Source organism: Pontibacter virosus, assembly GCF_003096355.1.
Classification (GTDB): Bacteria; Bacteroidota; Bacteroidia; order Cytophagales; family Hymenobacteraceae; genus Pontibacter; species Pontibacter virosus.
In genome coordinates, this window is sequence record NZ_QEKI01000001.1 from 101552 (window position 1) to 118639 (window position 17088).

Genomic DNA, 17088 nt, shown 5'->3' on the forward strand with positions numbered 1-17088 from the left:
TATGCGTCATTTAGAACTCCCCCTCCTGCCCCATGTTAAGAAAGACAGTCCTTTCCTGCTTATCGACAGTGAACTGGATAAACTGCCTACGCAGCTGATCAGCAATGCTCCCTGGGCTACAACGCAGGAAAAACCGGAAGTTGAGTTTGTGATGGCACACAGCGGCGACTGCCTGTTTTTGAAATACTATGTCACAGAGCAGCATGTACTGGCCCGGTACCGCCAACCTAATGACCCGGTTTACAAAGACAGTTGCGTAGAGCTTTTTATTTCCTTTCAGAATGACCCAGCTTACTACAATATTGAGTTCAACTGCCTGGGCACCTGCCGCATCGGATTTGGGCCTGAACGACACAACCGGAAACTCCTGCCGCCAGCTACTATAGCCAAGATCAGAAGCTCAGGTACTCTTCGGGCAGGCAACAGTGCGTCTCACAAAAAAGCCTGGCAGCTCACACTGGTCATACCTATCAGTATATTTTCGGAGCATCAGCTCGCAAGCTTAGAATCAGAAGAACACGCCAGGGTAAATTTCTGTAAGTGCGGCGACGAATTGCCGGAGCCCCATTTTCTTACATGGAATATGATCCAGGCTCCTGAGCCCAATTTCCATTTGCCAGAATTCTTTGGAACTGTAAAATTCCTCTCTTCCCGTCCACAGCCAGCAGAGCATGCCTCTGTCGGCCATTCACGCTAAAACCTTGAACTCCATATAACTCACCTTCCAGACTTAACTAATTCGCCATGAGCAACAATCGAAGAGATTTCCTGAAACTTACCGGCCTGGCTGGTATTAGCCTGGCCGGAACCGGGCTCCTGAGCAGCTGCACAACTGCAGCTACGCAAGCCACTACTGACCAAACGCAGAAGCAGGCAGCTCGCTCCTACACACAGCAGTTCAACATGTCAGGCTACCGGGCCCCCAGGCTTGACAAGGTGCGCGTAGGCTACATTGGCCTGGGCATGCGGGGCCCAGGAGCGGTTATGCGCATGAACCGCATAGAGGGTGTTGAAATAAAAGGCCTCTGCGACCTGGTGCCTGCAAAAGCACAGGCAGTAGAAAAGAAGTTGGCTGAAGCCAACCCAGAGCACAAGCCCACCTTGTACACAGACAGTGAGGATGCCTGGAAGAAAATGTGCGAACGCGATGACATTGACCTCATCTACATCGCAACACCATGGTCTACGCATGCCCCTATGGCCATCTATGCCATGGAGCATGGCAAGCATGTTGCCGTTGAGGTGCCGGCCGCCAGTACCATAGAAGAATGCTGGCAGCTGGTCGAGACCTCTGAGCGCACGAAAAAGCATTGCATGATGCTGGAGAACTGCTGCTATGACTTCTTTGAGATGCTCACCCTGAACATGGCACGCCAGGGCTTCTTCGGAGAGATCATTCACGGGGAGGGCGCCTATATACACCAGTTGCTTGACCTGAACTTCGACAAAAACGGCTATGAGGGCATGTGGCGCCTGAAGGAAAACATGACCCGCAATGGCAGCCTGTACCCCACGCACGGTTTGGGCCCTATTTGCCAGATTATGAACATCAACCGGGGCGACCTGATGGATTACCTGGTGTCGGTGTCTACCAACGACTTCCAGATGTACGAAGAAGCCAAGCGACTGGCAGCAACTGATTCCTTCTACAAGCCTTTCGTGCAGGAGACGTACCGCGGCAACATGAACACAACCACCATCCGCACCAAAAAAGGCAAAACCATCATGATCCAGCATGATGTCACTACTCCACGACCTTACTCCCGCATCCACCTGGTGAGCGGCACAAAAGCCATTGCCCGGAAATGGCCGGAAAGAAAGATCGCTACCAGCCACAACGGCTGGCTCAAGCCAGAGGAGTTTAAGGCTGTGGAAGAGCAATACACACCTGAGATCATTAAAAAACTGGGCGAAATGGCCAAGAAGATTGGAGGGCACGGCGGCATGGACTTCCTGATGGAGTGGCGCCTGATCGACTGCCTGCGCAACGGCCTGCCGCTGGACCAGGATGTGTACGACGCAGCCTCCTGGACTTCTGTGGGCCTCCTTAGTGAATGGTCAGTAGCGAACCGATCCAATTCCATCGATGTGCCTGATTTCACAGCGGGTGCGTGGCAAAAGAACGCCCCTGTTGATATCTCACTGCAGGGTGCCGGCACAACCAATGTCAGAATCTAGTATCCTGATGACCCGGTCTGCAGATTAACTCATGCTACAAAATAGATAGACGCCAATGCCCCGCTCTTAAGGAGTCGGGGCATTGGAGTTCTGGGTGCTTTCTTCTCCAAGATTTTTTTAACTATCCCGGCAACCCAACATACACGTAGTATTAGATTTAATTAATATTTTTGGAATCCCCCAGTTACATAGAGCGCCTGGGCATTGTAATACAGAAATTAAGTCGCGGTAGATCGGGCTACGAGATAGAGAACAACGTGAATAAACAGATAGTCAGAATAAAAGATATAGCGGAGAAAGCCAACGTGTCGGCAGGAACAGTGGACAGGGTACTGCATAACCGGGGACGTGTGGCGGAAGACGTGCGCCAACGGGTACTAAAGATTGCGGAAGAGCTGAATTACACCCCCAACATCCTGGCGAGGGCCCTGGTAACCAACAAGGTGTACAATATAGCGGCTTTGATACCGGACCCGACAGCAGACCAGTACTGGCAGGCGCCAAAAGCAGGTATAGAGAAGGCCGAGGCAGAGCTCAGGCAGTACGGCATACGGGTCACCCAGTATATATTCGACCCCTTCCATGCAGCCTCTTTTCAAAAAGAAGCGGACAAGGTGGCGGCTATCAAGTATGATGGTATTCTGATAGCCCCGATCTTTTACCGGCAGTCCTTGTCCTTCTTCACCAAGTGGCGAAGGGATGGCATACCTTTCGTGCTCTTTAACACCCACATACCGGACTACGAACCGCTTATGTACATTGGCCAGGACTCTTACCAGAGTGGCATGCTCGCAGCCAAGCTAATGCACTATGGCTGCAGAGAAGAAGCCACTTTTGTAGTTGCCCACGTGGAGGAAGACATTCAGAACTCCTCTCACCTGATCCACAAAGAGCAGGGCTTTGTAGACTATTTTTCCAGAAATAACCTGGATGGCTACTACAACATCATCCAGAAAGACCTGCAAAGCAGTTCCCAGGTTTCCATGGTGCAGCAACTGGATCAGCTGTTCGAAGAGACACCTGGCATCAAAGGTATTTTTGTCACAAACTCAAAGTCAAACATCATAGCCGAATACATGCAGCAGAAAAAAATGCAGCATATTAACCTGATAGGCTATGACCTCCTGGAGAAGAACCTCCATTACCTCAACAATGGCGTGATCGATTTCCTTATCAACCAGAACCCAAAAGGACAGGGATACTGGGGTATACAGGGCTTGGCAGATCACCTGGTGTTTCAGAAGAAAAACAACCCGATCAAATACCTGCCACTGGACATTATCACGAAAGAAAACCTGCACTACTACATAGAGGCTGACCAGTGATTTGCAGGCGGCGGCCTACTGGAGGGTGCCGCCTGAATCTATCCTGTTGTTGTCCTGGCTTTCCACAGTAATCGGCACAAAGGTGAACATCCATTTTGTCGGGTTCTGCCAGTCTTTCCCTTTGAAGCTACCTACCGGCAGCTTCACCAGAACCGTGTTCCATCCTTTGCGAACGGGCATCGCTACGGGTGTTCTGTACTCGTACCCTTCATCGAGAAGCGGAATCTCGGAATTGCCTTTCTGGCCGGCCCGCTTCCACTTGGGTGGTGCTACCAGCTGCCCGTTCAGGTATACGGCGCTGCCCCTGTCGTCCCAGGTGCCGGGCGCGGGGGAGTCGGAATTGTAAGAACGCGACAGGTTCTGAAAACCGGTCCAGAAATGACCGGTGGTATCCGCATCGCTCCAGAATTGGGTGGTGGCATACCAGGTAGTGTTCTCTTGCGGGTTCGGCAGTACGCCTTTTGCCAGCGGATGCCAGAAGTGGCGTAACACTACGGTGCCGCCCACTACCTCCATGGCCGGTTTGCTGGTTTTGAAGTTTTTCTTCTCAGGTGCAAAGGAAGCCTTCAAATCTCCCTTGTTTTTATACGGACCGAACAGTTTCCATTTTATACCTGCCTGTGCGACATACGGAAAGGGAAGCCCCTCAAAGTCCAGCTTTTGCTGATCCAGCAGGCGGTTCTCAAACTCCTGAAACTCCTGCAGTCGTTCGGGCTGGTTGGCCGGGATGTTCGTGAGCCAGCCATCGTGACCGCCGCCCTTCCAGCTGCGTTCTGCGAAGGCCAGTATACCCGGGTATACCGGATTCATGTGCAGCACGTCCTCCTGCCGCAGCACATTGCGGTCGTGCCACAGGCAAAGGGTAGCACCCATTACGCTACTGTCACCCTTCACCCGGTCACCGATGCGACGGCTGAAAATAGTATTCACAGCCTCCAGCGGATCCATGTGGTTAAGGTACAGGTGCCGCGACTCAATGTATTTGGATTTGGGATTGACAGCCCCGTCTTTCATCCAGAGTTGACGGATCGTGGCTTCATCCAGGTTCCCTCCGGGGTCCCAGCCGATCGTCTTTTTGCCTCTGTCGTGCAGCCACTGGGTAACCTTGGGCAGAAACTTCTCGTTCGTGATCTCCACTTCATCCCCCCCGATATGCACGTAGGGCACATCGTAAGTGTCAGCGAAATCAGACAGGATGTTCTTTAGTATAGCCAGCCCCTCTTCGCTCTGCATATCCACTCCCATGGCCCGGGTGAAAGCGGCGCTGTGCCCCGGCATATCGATCTCAGGCACTAAGGTGATGTGGCGGTCCTTGCAATACTGGATGAGCTCCTGCATTTCGGACACGGTGTAGTAGGCGCCTTTGTTGCGCGTCATGTGCTCTGGCGCCGTCAGTTGCGGGTACCGGGGCACCTCCAGCCGCCAGGCAATGTCTTCGGTCAGGTGGAAATGAAAAATGTTGAGCTTATACTTTGCCATCACATCGATCTGCTGCCTAAGCATGTCCATCGACTGATAATTTCTGCCTACATCCACCATGTAGCCTCTCCAGCCAAAGGCGGGCCAGTCACGGATTTCGCAACCAGGTATAAACACCCCATCGCGCATCAGCTGGTCGAGCGTCTGCACGGCATTGAAGATGCCATGCGCCGTGTTAGCCTTAAGCTGTACTCTGTTCCCGTTCACTGATAAGGTATAGGCTTCGTCGGTATGCTGGGGCGCGTCTGTCTTTTCCAGCGCCAGTGTGAAGTGTGGCTCGTTTTGCGCCGCCTTTTCTTTTATTTGCACCGCCAGCCCTTTCCGGGCAAGTAGCTGCCTGAGGCGTACTGCCTCCGCTCTCAAAGCGGGATCACGTACTACAATTGCTTTTGCCTGGTAAAGCGGGAATGCATCATGCTTCCACTCCAATTGCTGGGGCACAGGCAGGATGGCAGGCTTTTGCTGCAGGTCAAATACTTTGTCGTAGATCAGATGTTTCCAGAAGGTATAGCCGTCTCCGTTCAGGTGCAGGCCATCGTTGGTATACCTGGCGTCGAGCCTGCCGGTATGATCTGAAAAAGGGGTGTGCAGGTCAAGATAGGTATAGGCCTGCTTCGCAGCATTTTCCCGCAGCTGCTCGTTCACTTTTTTGATAAGTTCGGCCTTGCTGGTGTGGCCTCCAAACTTATTGAACTGCTCATTTACCGGCAGAATGCTCTGCACATACAGTTGTGTCGACGGGGACTTTGCCTTCAGATAGGTTGCTATCCAGGACATGTTCTTCAGCAGGCTGTCTGCCGATATGTTTTGGGCCAGGTCATTGGTGCCAATCAGCAGAAAAACCTTTGCTGGCTTCCGCTGCGCCACCTCTTCAATGCGATGCATCACACCAGCAGAAATATCTCCGCTTATGCCCCGATTTTTTAGCCTGCTGTCGGCAAACAGCTCACTCCATTCCCCTCCGTCGCTGATGCTATTGCCCAGAAAGATGATGTCGCCGTTGGTGTGTGGCAAATTCTTAAACAAGCTTGCCCGCTGGTGATAATAGGTAGAAAACAGATTGTCTGCCAGTTGCACCGGCTTTACCTGGGCAGTTGCGGTACTGATCAGGAACATCAACAGGAGCGTGAGTCTTGTCATATCTATAAAGTAAATCTCTTATGCCAAAGCACAAAGTACAGGGTACGGTTAATCACACCCAATGTATTAGGTATGACATATACTTATAAAGATAGCTATTTAAGTCAGGAACAACCAAATCTCTTACCACTAAATATCACCAGTTTTAGGAGGGGAAGGCATAAAATGAGGTAGGTGACCAACTCAGGCTGGCACACCTACCTCCTAAATCCGGTTGATTGATCCTCAGCCGTACATAAACTCAATTGTGTATCAGCTTATTTCTCCCTGGACAGGGAGTAAGGATAGGCTCCTTCTTTTGTACCTCTTTGCTTATTCGGGCTATTCGTCATTTGAAAATCGATTGCTGCTCCTTTTAAGAGCTCACTGTGGCTCAGCCAGTTCTTGTCGTAGGATTTGCCGTTGAGGCGCATGCTGTTAATGTACTTATTATCGGCACTGTTCTCCGGTGCGCTGATGACCAGTTGCTTTCCGTTTTCCAGCTGCAGCGTCGCTTTCTTGAACAAAGGGGCTCCCAGTACATACTGGTCTGTGGCCGGGGTGACCGGATAGAATCCGAGCGCAGAGAATACATACCAGGCGGAGGTCTGCCCATTGTCTTCGTCGCCACAGTAGCCGTCCGGTGCAGGCGTATACATGCGGTCCATGGTTTCGCGCACCCAATACTGCGCCTTCCAGGGCTCTCCGGCATAATTGTAAAGGTAGATCATGTGCTGGATGGGCTGGTTACCGTGTGCATACTGGCCCATGTTGGCAATCTGCATTTCGCGTATCTCATGGATCACGGCGCCATAATAGCTCTCATCATACACAGGAGGCAGGGTAAACACAGAATCCAGCTTGGCAGTGAAGTTGGTTTTGCCGCCCATCAGGTCGATCAGCCCCTGCACATCATGGAACACAGACCAGCTGTAGTGCCAGCTGTTGCCCTCCGTAAAGGCATCGCCCCACTTAAAGGGATTGAACGGCGACTGAAAGGTTCCGTCCTGATTCTTGCCGCGCATCAGTCCGGTGGCAGGGTCGTATAGGTTGCGGTAATTGAGCGCCCGTTTCGCGTACAGGTTAATCTCTTTCTTAGGACGCTTCAGGGCCTTGGCCAGCTGGTAAATGGCAAAGTCATCGTAGGCGTATTCGAGCGTACGGGCGGCATTCTCGTTAATCTTCACATCATAGGGCACATAACCCAGTTTGTTGTAATAGGCTGCACCGGCACGGCCCACTGCCGTCAGCGGCCCTTCGTTGTTGGCCCCCTTGAGCACGCCTTCGTAAAGCGCTTTAATATCCTGCCCCCGCACCCCTTTCAGGTAGGCGTCTGCCACGACCGAGGCAGAGTTGTTGCCCACCATCACGTTGCGATAGCCCGGACTCGCCCACTCCGGCAGCCATCCTCCTTCCTTGTAAGTGTTCGCCAGCCCCTCCTGGATTTCAGCGTTCACGGACGGGTACATCAGGTTCAGGAAAGGAAAGAGCGCCCGGAACGTATCCCAGAAGCCGGTGTCGGTGTACATAAATCCCGGTAACACCTTGCCGTTGTAGGGGCTGTAATGCATCACGTTCCCTGCCGCGTCTAATTCATAGAACTTGCGGGGGAAGAGCAGGGTACGGTAGAGACAGGAGTAGAAAGTGCGCATCTGCTCTGGGGTGCCGCCCTCCACGGCAATGCGGCTTAGCTCTTTATTCCATGCCTGTTTCCCTTTTTCCTTTACCGTTTCAAAGTCATCGTTGCCGATCTCTTTCAGGTTCAATTCGGCTTGTTCGGGGCTGATGAAAGAAGAGGCAACGCGGGCGTGCACCTGCTCTCCCTTGCGGGTCTTAAAACCGACTGCAGCGCCAACGTGATTATCCTGCAGCTCCAGCACCTTTGCCTGCAGCTTATCCCCGCTCCAGGTCGCCGTGCTTGCGAAGGGCTTGTCAAAGACGATCACAAAGTAGTTTTTAAAGTTCTCTGGCACGCCGCCACTGTTTTTGGTGGTGTAGCCGATGATCTTGTTTTCGTTGGGTATGATCTTGATGTATGAGCCTTTGTCAAACGCGTCGATCACCACATAAGCGCTCTCAGTTTCAGGAAACGTAAAGCGGAAACTGGCAGCGCGTTCGGTAGGGGCCAGTTCGGTGGTTACGTCGTGGTCGGCCAGGTATACGCTGTAGTAGTAGGGTTTGGCCACTTCGGATTTGTGGGAAAACCAGCTGGCACGGTCCTCTTCGTTGAACTTCAGCTTTCCTGTCACAGGCATGATGGCAAATTGCCCGTAGTCGTTCATCCAGGGCGAAGGCTGGTGGGTCTGTTTGAAGCCCCGGATCTTGTCGGCGCTGTACAAGTAGCCCCAGCCGTCCCCCATCTTGCCGGTCTGTGGCATCCAGAAGTTCATCCCCCAGGGCAGTGCGACAGCCGGATAGGTATTGCCATTGGAAAGGCTGTGCTTTGAATCAGTGCCCATCAGCGGATTCACCCACTCTACCGGGTCTGTTACTTTATCAACCAGTACGGTTTGCCCGGATACAGAGAGCGTAGCAAAGGCAAAAAAAAGGAGTAAGAGTTTTTTCATAATTGGCTTTGGAACTAGGTGATAGCGTATGCTGCGCTGCTCTATACAGCGGCATTTTTACCATGCTTCAAGTATACAATTTTTTATATAAAGGAAAAGAAAAAACTACTCTCCCCGAACAGGCCATTATACCTGTTACAGCGCCCGATCCAGGTGCACATAGCCTCCATCCACATGCACGAGCTGTCCGGTGGTGTGGCTGGATCTTGGGGAGAGCAGAAACGCCACCGTATTGGCGATCTCGGCGGTAGTGGTCATGCGCTGCTCCAGCGGGATCTTCTGCGTGATGGCTTCCAGCTTGCGCTCCGGTTCTTCAAAGGTACTGATCCAGGAAGCATACAGTGGCGTCCAGGCTTCGGCCACGATCACGGCATTAACCCGAATGCTATAAGGCAGCAACTCGACGGCCCACTCCCGCGTGAGGGCATTGCGTGCTCCGTTGGCGGCAGCATAGGCGGATGTGCCACCCTGCCCGGTTTCGGCTGTTTTGGACCCGATGTTCACAATGGCGCCTTTCGAGGCTTTCAAGGCTGGCAGAGAATGGTGCGCCATCAGGTAATAATGCACCACGTTTTTGTGAAGCGAAGCCATGAATGCTTCGTAGCTACCCTGTTCCAGGCCCACGCCATCGTTCACGCCGGCATTGTTCACCAGGCCATCGATCCGCCCATACTGCTGCATGACCGCCTGCACCGCTTGCTCGCATGCTGCCGGTTCTGTCAGTTCGGCGACTACCTGGAATGCCTGCCCTCCGGCAGCTTCTACCTCTGCCACAGTTTTCTGGTTGTCCTCCCCAGACCTGCCCACAATGACAGGTATAGCACCCTCGGCAGCCAGCACTTTCACGATACCTTCTCCTATACCTTTGGCACCGCCCGTCACAATGATCACTTTATCTCTTAGCTCTAAATCCATTGTAGCTTTGATTTAAGTCAGGTTGTAAAATTTGGCTGCGTTCCCTCCAAAAAAAGCCGCCTGTTCTGTCTTGCTGAAAGAAGAGAAGTACTCCTCCACAATGCCCAGCATGTCGGCATAGCTGGCCGCCACCAGGCACACCGGCCAGTCGGAGCCAAATAGAATGCGGTCTGTTCCGAAGGCTTCTACCGCAGTGTCCAGATAAGGTTTAAAGTCTTCTTTTTTCCAGTTATCCCAGTCTGCTTCCGTCACCATGCCCGATAGTTTGCAGTATGTATTTTCATGAACGGCCAACGCTTTTATATCTTTCTGCCAAGCGTTTAACCCCTGGTTTCGGATATCCGGTTTGGCCAGGTGGTCGAGCACGAAAGGCTGACCCGGAAAACGGGCTACCAGCTGCTCCGCATATGCAAGCTGGTCCGGGTAAATCAGGATATCATAGGTATAGCCATACCGGGCGAGCTTGCCAATACCCCGCATAAAGTCAGGCCGGAGCATCAGGGCCTTGTCTGGCTGCCCCTGCAAAATGTACCGGAAACCCTTTAATTTCGGAAACTGCCTGTAATAATCCAGCCGTTCATCCAGGCTTTCGTCCTGCAGCTCTACCCAGCCCACTACTCCTTTTACAAAGTCATGCGCCTGTGCCTGCTCCAACAGAAACCGGTTCTCCGTTTCAGGTTGCGCCGACTGCACCAGTACACAGCCATCAAAGCCATGCTGCCGTAACGGCGGTTCCAGATCCGATGGCAGAAAATCCCTTCTAATCACTGCCATTTCATCGGTAATCCAGTTGTCACGCTCCGGGCTATACTGCCAGAAGTGCTGGTGCGCGTCTATTTTAAGCATAGGCTCTTACGGTCTGTTTAGACGAGCCCAAGCCGTCTATACCTAACTCCACCACATCGCCTTCCTGCAGGTATACCTGCGGATTCATACCTAAGCCGACACCGGCGGGAGTGCCTGTCGTAATCATATCGCCGGGCAGCAGCGTCATGAATTGGCTCAGGTAAGAGACAAGGAAAGGTATCTTGAAGATCAGGTTGGCTGTGGTACCGTCCTGCATGGTTTTACCGTTCACGGTCAGCCAGAGGCGCAGGTTATTTATGTCGCCCACTTCATCGGTCGTGGCCAGAAATGGGCCGACCGGTGCGAAGGTGTCGTTGCTTTTGCCTTTCACCCACTGTCCGCCACGCTCGAGCTGAAACTCGCGCTCGCTGTAGTCGTTGTGCAAGGTATAGCCCGCCACAAAATCCAGCGCTTCGGACTCCGGCACATAGCTGGCTTTTTTGCCGATCACTACGGCCAGTTCCACTTCCCAGTCCAGTTTTTTTGAGTTCTTCGGTATTACCACGTCATCGTTAGGCCCGCAGAGTGCCGTAGTCGCTTTAAAGAAAACGATCGGTTCCTGCGGTATGGCAGCGTTTGTCTCCCGGGCATGGTCGGCATAGTTCAGGCCAATGCAGACGATCTTGGAGGGACGGGCAATCGCCGAGCCGAACCGCACACCGTCTGGTATCAGGGGCAGTTTCCCCTCGTTCTGCTGTACAAATGCTTTTAACCGTTCAAGGCCATTGCGTTCAAAGAACTGTTCGTTGTAATCTTCTCCAAAGGCGGATACATCATATTTTACATCGTTCAAAATCACGCCGGCTTTCTCCTGGCCCGGCTCTCCGAATCTGAATAGTTTCATGGTAATTGCTTGTAAGTATAAATTTCGCTCCGCGCTTGTGCTGGAGCGGTTCATTTTAGATTTAGAGCGTGTACCCCCGATCGGGGCGGCTCGGTTCTTTTTATTTCTTTGTCATCCTGTAAGGATCCTGGCAGCAAATAAAATGGGCTAATCCTCCCGGGGGTTGGGGCCACTCTTTCTCAACCAGGATCCTTAACAGAATGACAGGGGAATCCCAAACTTATATTCTCGGAATCAATCAGCTCTATCATAGAATGAAAAAGGTCCTCTGTCGAGTATCATGCCCCTACCACCCCCGATGGGGGACTTCTCTCAGAGTTGTTTCTCTAGTTGTTCAGTTTGATAAAACCCCCGTCGATCGGATAGTCGCAGCCGGTAATAAAACCTGCTTCGTCGGAGCACAGGAAAAGGGCGAGCGCCGCTACCTCCTCCGGTCTGGCCATCCGTCCGATAGGCTGGGTTTTGGAGAGTTTCTCAAACATCTCCTCCTCCCTGCCCGGATAGTTCTTCGCTATAAAGCCATCTACAAAAGGGGTATGGACGCGGGCCGGGGATACGCTGTTGCACCTGATGTTGGCACCCAGATAATCCTTTGCGACAGACAAAGTCATGGCATGTACGGCCCCTTTGCTCATGGAATAGGCGAACCGGTCTGGTATGCCGACGTGGGCAACAATAGACGCCAGGTTCAGGATCGCCCCTCCCCCCTTTTTCTTCATCTGGATGACAGCAGCCTGCAGGCAGTTATAAGCACCCTTCACGTTTACCTGGTAGATTCTGTCCAGGTCAGCTTCGGAAGTATTTTCCAGGTTGCCCACATGCGCTATACCTGCATTGTTCACCAGAATGTCTACCTCCCCAATGGCTTCGAATACTTCGTTCACCTGGTCCTGCCGGCTCACATCGCAGCTATGAATAAGGGCGCGACCACCAGCGGCTTCAATTTCTGCTACTGTTTCATGGGCCGCCGCTTCGTGCAGTTCCACCACGTGCACCTCGGCACCTTGTCTTGCAAATACCAGTGCGATGGCTTTCCCGATGCCACTTCCGCCGCCGGTCACAACCGCTTTCTTTCCTGCTAACTTAAACATTTCGTTTGTTGATTGTTAGTTGTTACTTGTTTTGGGTGGTAGATGGTCAGGCTGGCTATGTTAATCGCGATGTTTCAAAAAAAACAGTCATAAAAACAATCGACTTTCAGCAATTAACAACCTACATCTTTAGAGCGATACGCCGCGTTTCCAGAAGATAAAATCATCCTGCCCCAGTTCCATTGCCCGGGTATCGTATTCCCCGCTGGCCAGCCCAATAATGTATTCCAACATCTCCTCGCCCAATTCTTCGATCGTTTTTTCCCCACTGATCACAGGGCCGGCGTCCAGATCAATCATGTCGGGCAGCCTTCTGGCGAGATTGGTATTGCTGGCAATTTTAACCACAGGAGAAACAGGATTTCCGGTTGGAGTGCCCAGGCCTGTGGTGAACAGCTGCACCGTACAGCCTGCCCCTGCCATGGCTGTTGTGCTTTCCACATCATTACCCGGCGTACACAGCAGTGTCAGTCCGCTTTTGCGCACGTACTGCCCATACCCGAGTACATCCCTCACCGGTGAGGTACCACCTTTTTTGGCAGCCCCTGCCGACTTGATGGCGTCTGTGATCAGGCCGTCGCGGATGTTGCCCGGCGAGGGATTCATATCAAAGCCTGAACCTACCGCCTCTGCACGGGCAGCGTAATCCCGCATAAGCCTTACAAAACGCTCCGCTGTTTCTTCGTCTGCACACCTGTTTATCAGTTCCTGTTCTACGCCGCACAGCTCCGGAAATTCGCTCAGCACGATCTTACCGCCCAGAGCCGCTACCAGATCTGCCGTATAGCCCACCACCGGGTTAGCCGATATACCTGAGAAACCATCCGAGCCACCGCATTCCACCCCGATCACCAGTTTGTCAAGCGTGGCCGGCTGTCGTTCGCAGCGGTTGGCCTCAGCCATACCTTTAAAAGTCTGCAAAATGGCCTCCGACAGCATGGCAGACTCTGAGGCGGCTTTCTGTTGTTCGAAAACCAGCAGCGGTTTGGCAAAAGCCGGGTTCCGCTCCCGGATCTTTTCCTGCAAAATGTCGACCTGCGCATGCTGGCAACCTAGGCTCAGCACCGTAATACCGGCCACATTCGGGTTGACACAGTAGCCGGCCAGCAGCGCGCACAGGTTGTCCGAGTCTTCGCGGGTACCGCCGCAGCCACCGTCGTGCGCAATAAACTTGATCCCATCCAAATTGGGGAAGAGGCGGTTTTGAGAAGAATAAACAGGCATCTCGGCCAGGTCAATTTCCCGCAGGTCTTTGCCCTGGCGGTAAAGATTGGCGAGCTCCCGCACCTGCGCCTGGTATCTGTCCGGCGCGGCATAACCCAACTCTTTCAGGAAGGCGTGCTTCAGCGTCTCTATGTTCCGGTTCTCGCAGAACACCAGCGGCAGTACCAGCCAGTAGTTGCGGGTGCCCACCTGCCTGTCGGCGCGGTGGTAGCCCCTGAACGTGCGCTGCTTCCACTTGCTCACATTCGGTCCCTGCCAGGTATACGTCACGTTTTTCTGCGAAAACCCTTCTGCGGCGTGTTTTAAATTTTCGGTCGTAAGCAAACTCCCCACCGGCAGAAAACAGGTCGTTTTACCGACCAGCACACCGTACATGTATATCTCAGCTCCGGCGGCCAAGTCCGTTATGGTGAACTTGTGCTTGGCTGGCACGGGATCTTTCAAGGTAAGCTCCAGCCCATCAAAGAAAATACGGTTGCCCGCCTGCTGGTCCTGCAGGGCCACCAGCACATTGTCTTTGGGGTGGATCCGGAGGTATGTTTGTCTGTTTGTCTTTTTCATCATCGTGCTTACAAAGCAAATAGCTTATTCATCGGCTGCCACTTCTCACCGGCTGCTGCGCCGGGCAATCTCTGCTGGTATTTCCACATTAGTTCTTCCCACTCCTGCACTTTGGGATTGGCAGCATCCATAGCTGCTTTCCGCTCAAAGCAAAACGTATCCTTCACTTCAATGATCATAAACAGCCGGTTCGCCCACCGGTATATCTCCATATGGTCTATACCCGCATACCGGATACTGGCGATGATCTCGGGCCATACTTTCCTATGCCAGGCTTCGTATTCGGCGATTAGGGTTGGGTCATCTTTCAGGTCGAGCGTAAAACAGTGGCGAGGCATAAAATTGGCTTAAGGTTGAATGGGAAAAGCTAAAGGGCACTTGTTACAGGTTGCGTTACCAACGCAGCACCGTCTTTTTTATGGGTTGCTATTTCCGGCTTCTCAGCCACAAAGGCATACAGCGCAATCACCAGAAAACACAGGAGTGGCACATAAAACGCCAGCCCAACATCTCCCGTCAGATCAGAGACATAACCCTGAACGGAAGTCAGGATTGCGCCGCCCAGTATGGCCATGATCAGGCCTGAGCCGCCAATCTTTGCATCTTCTCCCAGGCCCCTTATACCTAATCCGTAAATGGTGGGGAACATCAGGGACATACATCCGGATATACCGATGAGCGCATATACTCCTGCCAGGCCGCTACCGTAGATCACGACAAGGGTAAGCGCCGCTGCGGTTATGGCCGTAACCAACAGCAGGGTCTTCGGCTTAATGTACTTCATCAGGACTGTGAACACGAACCTGCTTGCCATGAAGAGCACCAGTGAGGCCATGTAGTAAGTGGAGGCATCGCTTTCGTTCAGCCTGAGTTCCTGCATGACGTAGCGGATCGTAAAAGACCATACGCCGATCTGCGCCCCCACATAAAAGAACTGCGCCACGACAGCCCAAACATAGTTAGGCGTTTTGGCCAACCTGCTGAACGTTGCAGACAGATCTACCTTCGAATCGGTGTCGGAGGCTTTCGGCATTTTTGTAAAATAGAGTACTCCCCACAGCAGAACCAGGAAAAGGGCGATTCCCACGTAAGGGCCCATCACAGCGGTCAGTTCCTCAGATTGCACAGCCGCCAGCTCGTCGGTGTTCAGCACAGCCCGCTCATCCGCGTTCAGCTGGTTGAGTTGCGACAGGATAAATACTTTGCTGAGCAGCACTCCCGAAATAGACCCGATCGGGTTAAAAGACTGGGCCAGGTTCAGGCGCCTTGTCCCGGATTCCTCTGGCCCCATAGCCACGATATATGGGTTGGCTGCCGTTTCCAGAATGGATAGTCCGCCGGCCAGCACATAGAGCGCCACAAGGAAGTAACCGTAGGACAGCGTGAGGCTGGCCGGATAGAACAGCAGTGCCCCCAGGATAAACAACCCCAATCCTACCAGTATACCTGTCTTATAGGTGTATTTTTTTATCAGGATAGCAGCAGGCAAGGCCAGGCAGAAATAGGCTCCATAAAAAGCCATCTGGATCCAGGAGGTCTGGAAGTCAGACATGCTCATGATTCGCTTGAAGGCAGCCAGCAGGGTGTCTGTCATGTTATTGGCCAGCCCCCATAAGAAAAACAGGCTTGTGACAAGGATAAAGGGTGCTAAAGTGCCCGGTGCTAAAAGAAAACGTTTTTTGGGAGCTGTATGCATGATCTTGGCTAGTTAGACAAAAACGGATGTTCGTAAGAAATTGCAGGTACAGGAACTCTCTGATAGGGTAAGTGACCTTCCCGGAAGCCGCCGCACCACTTATTCACAGGCTAAAACCACGGTGCTATTTCAGGCAACTACTACAAAGTAAATCAATTACACTTACCGGAACAGTCATGAGATTAACCAATTAATAAACTATTTTGGCATAATTACTACCTACTATTGCTAAATTCCAACCAACATAACATATTAGATGTGTCTATACCGCACCTGCTGTTTCCATCACCATGAAGTCACACCTGGTAAAAATTTCGACTACCCCAACGCAGTCCTTCAGCACCCGGCAGGATAAGGTGCCCTTCATCAATAACAGGTGGCACTACCACCCGGAACTGGAATTGATTCACATTAAGCAGGGAGAAGGTTTGCAATTCGTAGGGGATAGTATTCAGCGCTTCTCCTCCGGCGACCTGCTGCTTATTGGCTCAAACTTATCGCACTACTGGCGCTTTGATGATGTTTATTTCGGTGATGCCCCAACAGTAAGAGCGGATGTGCGCGTGACGCACTTCTGTGAAAACTTCTGGGGAGAGACGTTTATCAACCTACCAGAAAACAAGCTTATTAAAGCGACACTGGAGAAAGCGAAGCTGGGGATGCAGATAACAGGCCAGACAAGGCAAACGGTAGGCCACTTGCTGGACGAAAGCCTCCGGGCAGAAGGCGCCAGAAGGATCATTCTGCTTCTGGAAATACTGGATCTGATATCCAGAAGTGACCAAACGCAGGTACTTTCTTCCATAGGCTTCAAGATGAAACATGAAAAGGCAGAAGAGGAACGGATCGGCAGGATATACGAATATTCCCTGGCCAACTTCAGGAGCAAGATAGAACTTCAAGAGATCGCGGCTGTCGCATACCTGAGCCATAACTCCTTCTGCCGCTATTTTAAATCAAAAACCAGAAAGACTTACTCTCAGTTTCTGATTGAAATCAGAGTAGGGCAGGCCTGTAAACTTATCATGGAAAACAGTCTCGACATGAAGCAGGTCTGTTATGAAAGCGGCTTCAACAACTTAACCAGTTTTTATAAATGCTTTAAAAAGATAACCGGTAAAAGCCCCCTGCTCTATCAAAAAGAATTCCTGCATAGCAGGTAACACAGCCAGGTGCTTTCAGAGCGGCTTATACATTTTAAACATAAATAATATTTTGAGTTATCTGAGCGCAAACGTTTGAT

At 52.1% G+C, this 17088-nt stretch carries 13 protein-coding genes; 4 read left to right on the plus strand and 9 right to left on the minus strand.

Annotated elements, in window-relative coordinates; all coding sequences use genetic code 11:
* The first annotated feature begins 1 nt into the window (after position 1).
* The 3 genes from C8E01_RS00395 to C8E01_RS00405 all read left to right on the plus strand — a co-directional run bounded on the left by C8E01_RS00395 (position 2) and on the right by C8E01_RS00405 (position 3503).
* A complete protein-coding gene (locus C8E01_RS00395) occupies positions 2-697 on the plus strand; it encodes a carbohydrate-binding family 9-like protein (RefSeq protein ID WP_116541403.1) in 696 nt (231 codons plus the stop codon).
* A gap of 47 nt (positions 698-744) precedes the next feature.
* Complete coding sequence (locus tag C8E01_RS00400; protein WP_116541404.1) at positions 745-2178, plus strand: Gfo/Idh/MocA family protein; 1434 nt, start codon at positions 745-747, stop codon at positions 2176-2178.
* Between the two features lie 257 nt (positions 2179-2435).
* Positions 2436-3503 carry a LacI family DNA-binding transcriptional regulator gene (locus C8E01_RS00405; protein WP_116541847.1) on the plus strand — a complete coding sequence of 356 codons (1068 nt, stop codon included), beginning with the start codon at positions 2436-2438 and terminating at the stop codon, positions 3501-3503.
* A gap of 15 nt (positions 3504-3518) precedes the next feature.
* Here C8E01_RS00405 and C8E01_RS00410 read toward each other — a convergent pair whose 3' ends face one another.
* The 9 genes from C8E01_RS00410 to fucP all read right to left on the minus strand — a co-directional run bounded on the left by C8E01_RS00410 (position 3519) and on the right by fucP (position 15845).
* A complete protein-coding gene (locus C8E01_RS00410) occupies positions 3519-6122 on the minus strand; it encodes a family 20 glycosylhydrolase (RefSeq protein ID WP_116541405.1) in 2604 nt (867 codons plus the stop codon).
* Between the two features lie 257 nt (positions 6123-6379).
* Positions 6380-8668 (minus strand): GH92 family glycosyl hydrolase, encoded by a 2289-nt coding sequence (locus C8E01_RS00415; protein WP_116541406.1) that lies wholly within the window; start codon positions 8666-8668, stop codon positions 6380-6382.
* Positions 8669-8803: 135 nt separating this feature from the next.
* Positions 8804-9583 carry an L-fucose dehydrogenase gene (locus C8E01_RS00420; RefSeq protein WP_116541407.1) on the minus strand — a complete coding sequence of 260 codons (780 nt, stop codon included), beginning with the start codon at positions 9581-9583 and terminating at the stop codon, positions 8804-8806.
* 12 nt (positions 9584-9595) lie between these two features.
* The gene (locus C8E01_RS00425; protein ID WP_116541408.1) at positions 9596-10429 is read right to left on the minus strand and encodes an amidohydrolase family protein; all 834 of its coding nucleotides are present in this window, start codon (positions 10427-10429) and stop codon (positions 9596-9598) included.
* Positions 10422-11273 carry a fumarylacetoacetate hydrolase family protein gene (locus tag C8E01_RS00430; protein ID WP_116541409.1) on the minus strand — a complete coding sequence of 284 codons (852 nt, stop codon included), beginning with the start codon at positions 11271-11273 and terminating at the stop codon, positions 10422-10424. Before C8E01_RS00430 ends, C8E01_RS00425 begins: the two co-directional genes overlap by 8 nt.
* Positions 11274-11599: 326 nt before the next feature.
* Entirely contained in the window at positions 11600-12364 is a 765-nt protein-coding gene (locus C8E01_RS00435; RefSeq protein WP_116541410.1) for an SDR family NAD(P)-dependent oxidoreductase, read from the minus strand.
* Between the two features lie 129 nt (positions 12365-12493).
* Positions 12494-14152 carry a UxaA family hydrolase gene (locus C8E01_RS00440; protein ID WP_116541411.1) on the minus strand — a complete coding sequence of 553 codons (1659 nt, stop codon included), beginning with the start codon at positions 14150-14152 and terminating at the stop codon, positions 12494-12496.
* Positions 14153-14157: 5 nt separating this feature from the next.
* On the minus strand, positions 14158-14487 hold the full coding sequence (locus C8E01_RS00445; protein ID WP_116541412.1) for an L-rhamnose mutarotase: 330 nt from the start codon (positions 14485-14487) through the stop codon (positions 14158-14160).
* Positions 14488-14516: 29 nt separating this feature from the next.
* Complete coding sequence (gene fucP, locus C8E01_RS00450) at positions 14517-15845, minus strand: L-fucose:H+ symporter permease (protein WP_116541413.1); 1329 nt, start codon at positions 15843-15845, stop codon at positions 14517-14519.
* A gap of 290 nt (positions 15846-16135) precedes the next feature.
* Here fucP and C8E01_RS00455 point away from each other — a divergent pair, with 290 nt between their 5' ends.
* Positions 16136-17008: an AraC family transcriptional regulator gene (locus C8E01_RS00455; RefSeq protein ID WP_116541414.1), complete on the plus strand. Its 873-nt coding sequence runs from the start codon at positions 16136-16138 to the stop codon at positions 17006-17008.
* The last annotated feature ends 80 nt before the right edge of the window (positions 17009-17088 follow it).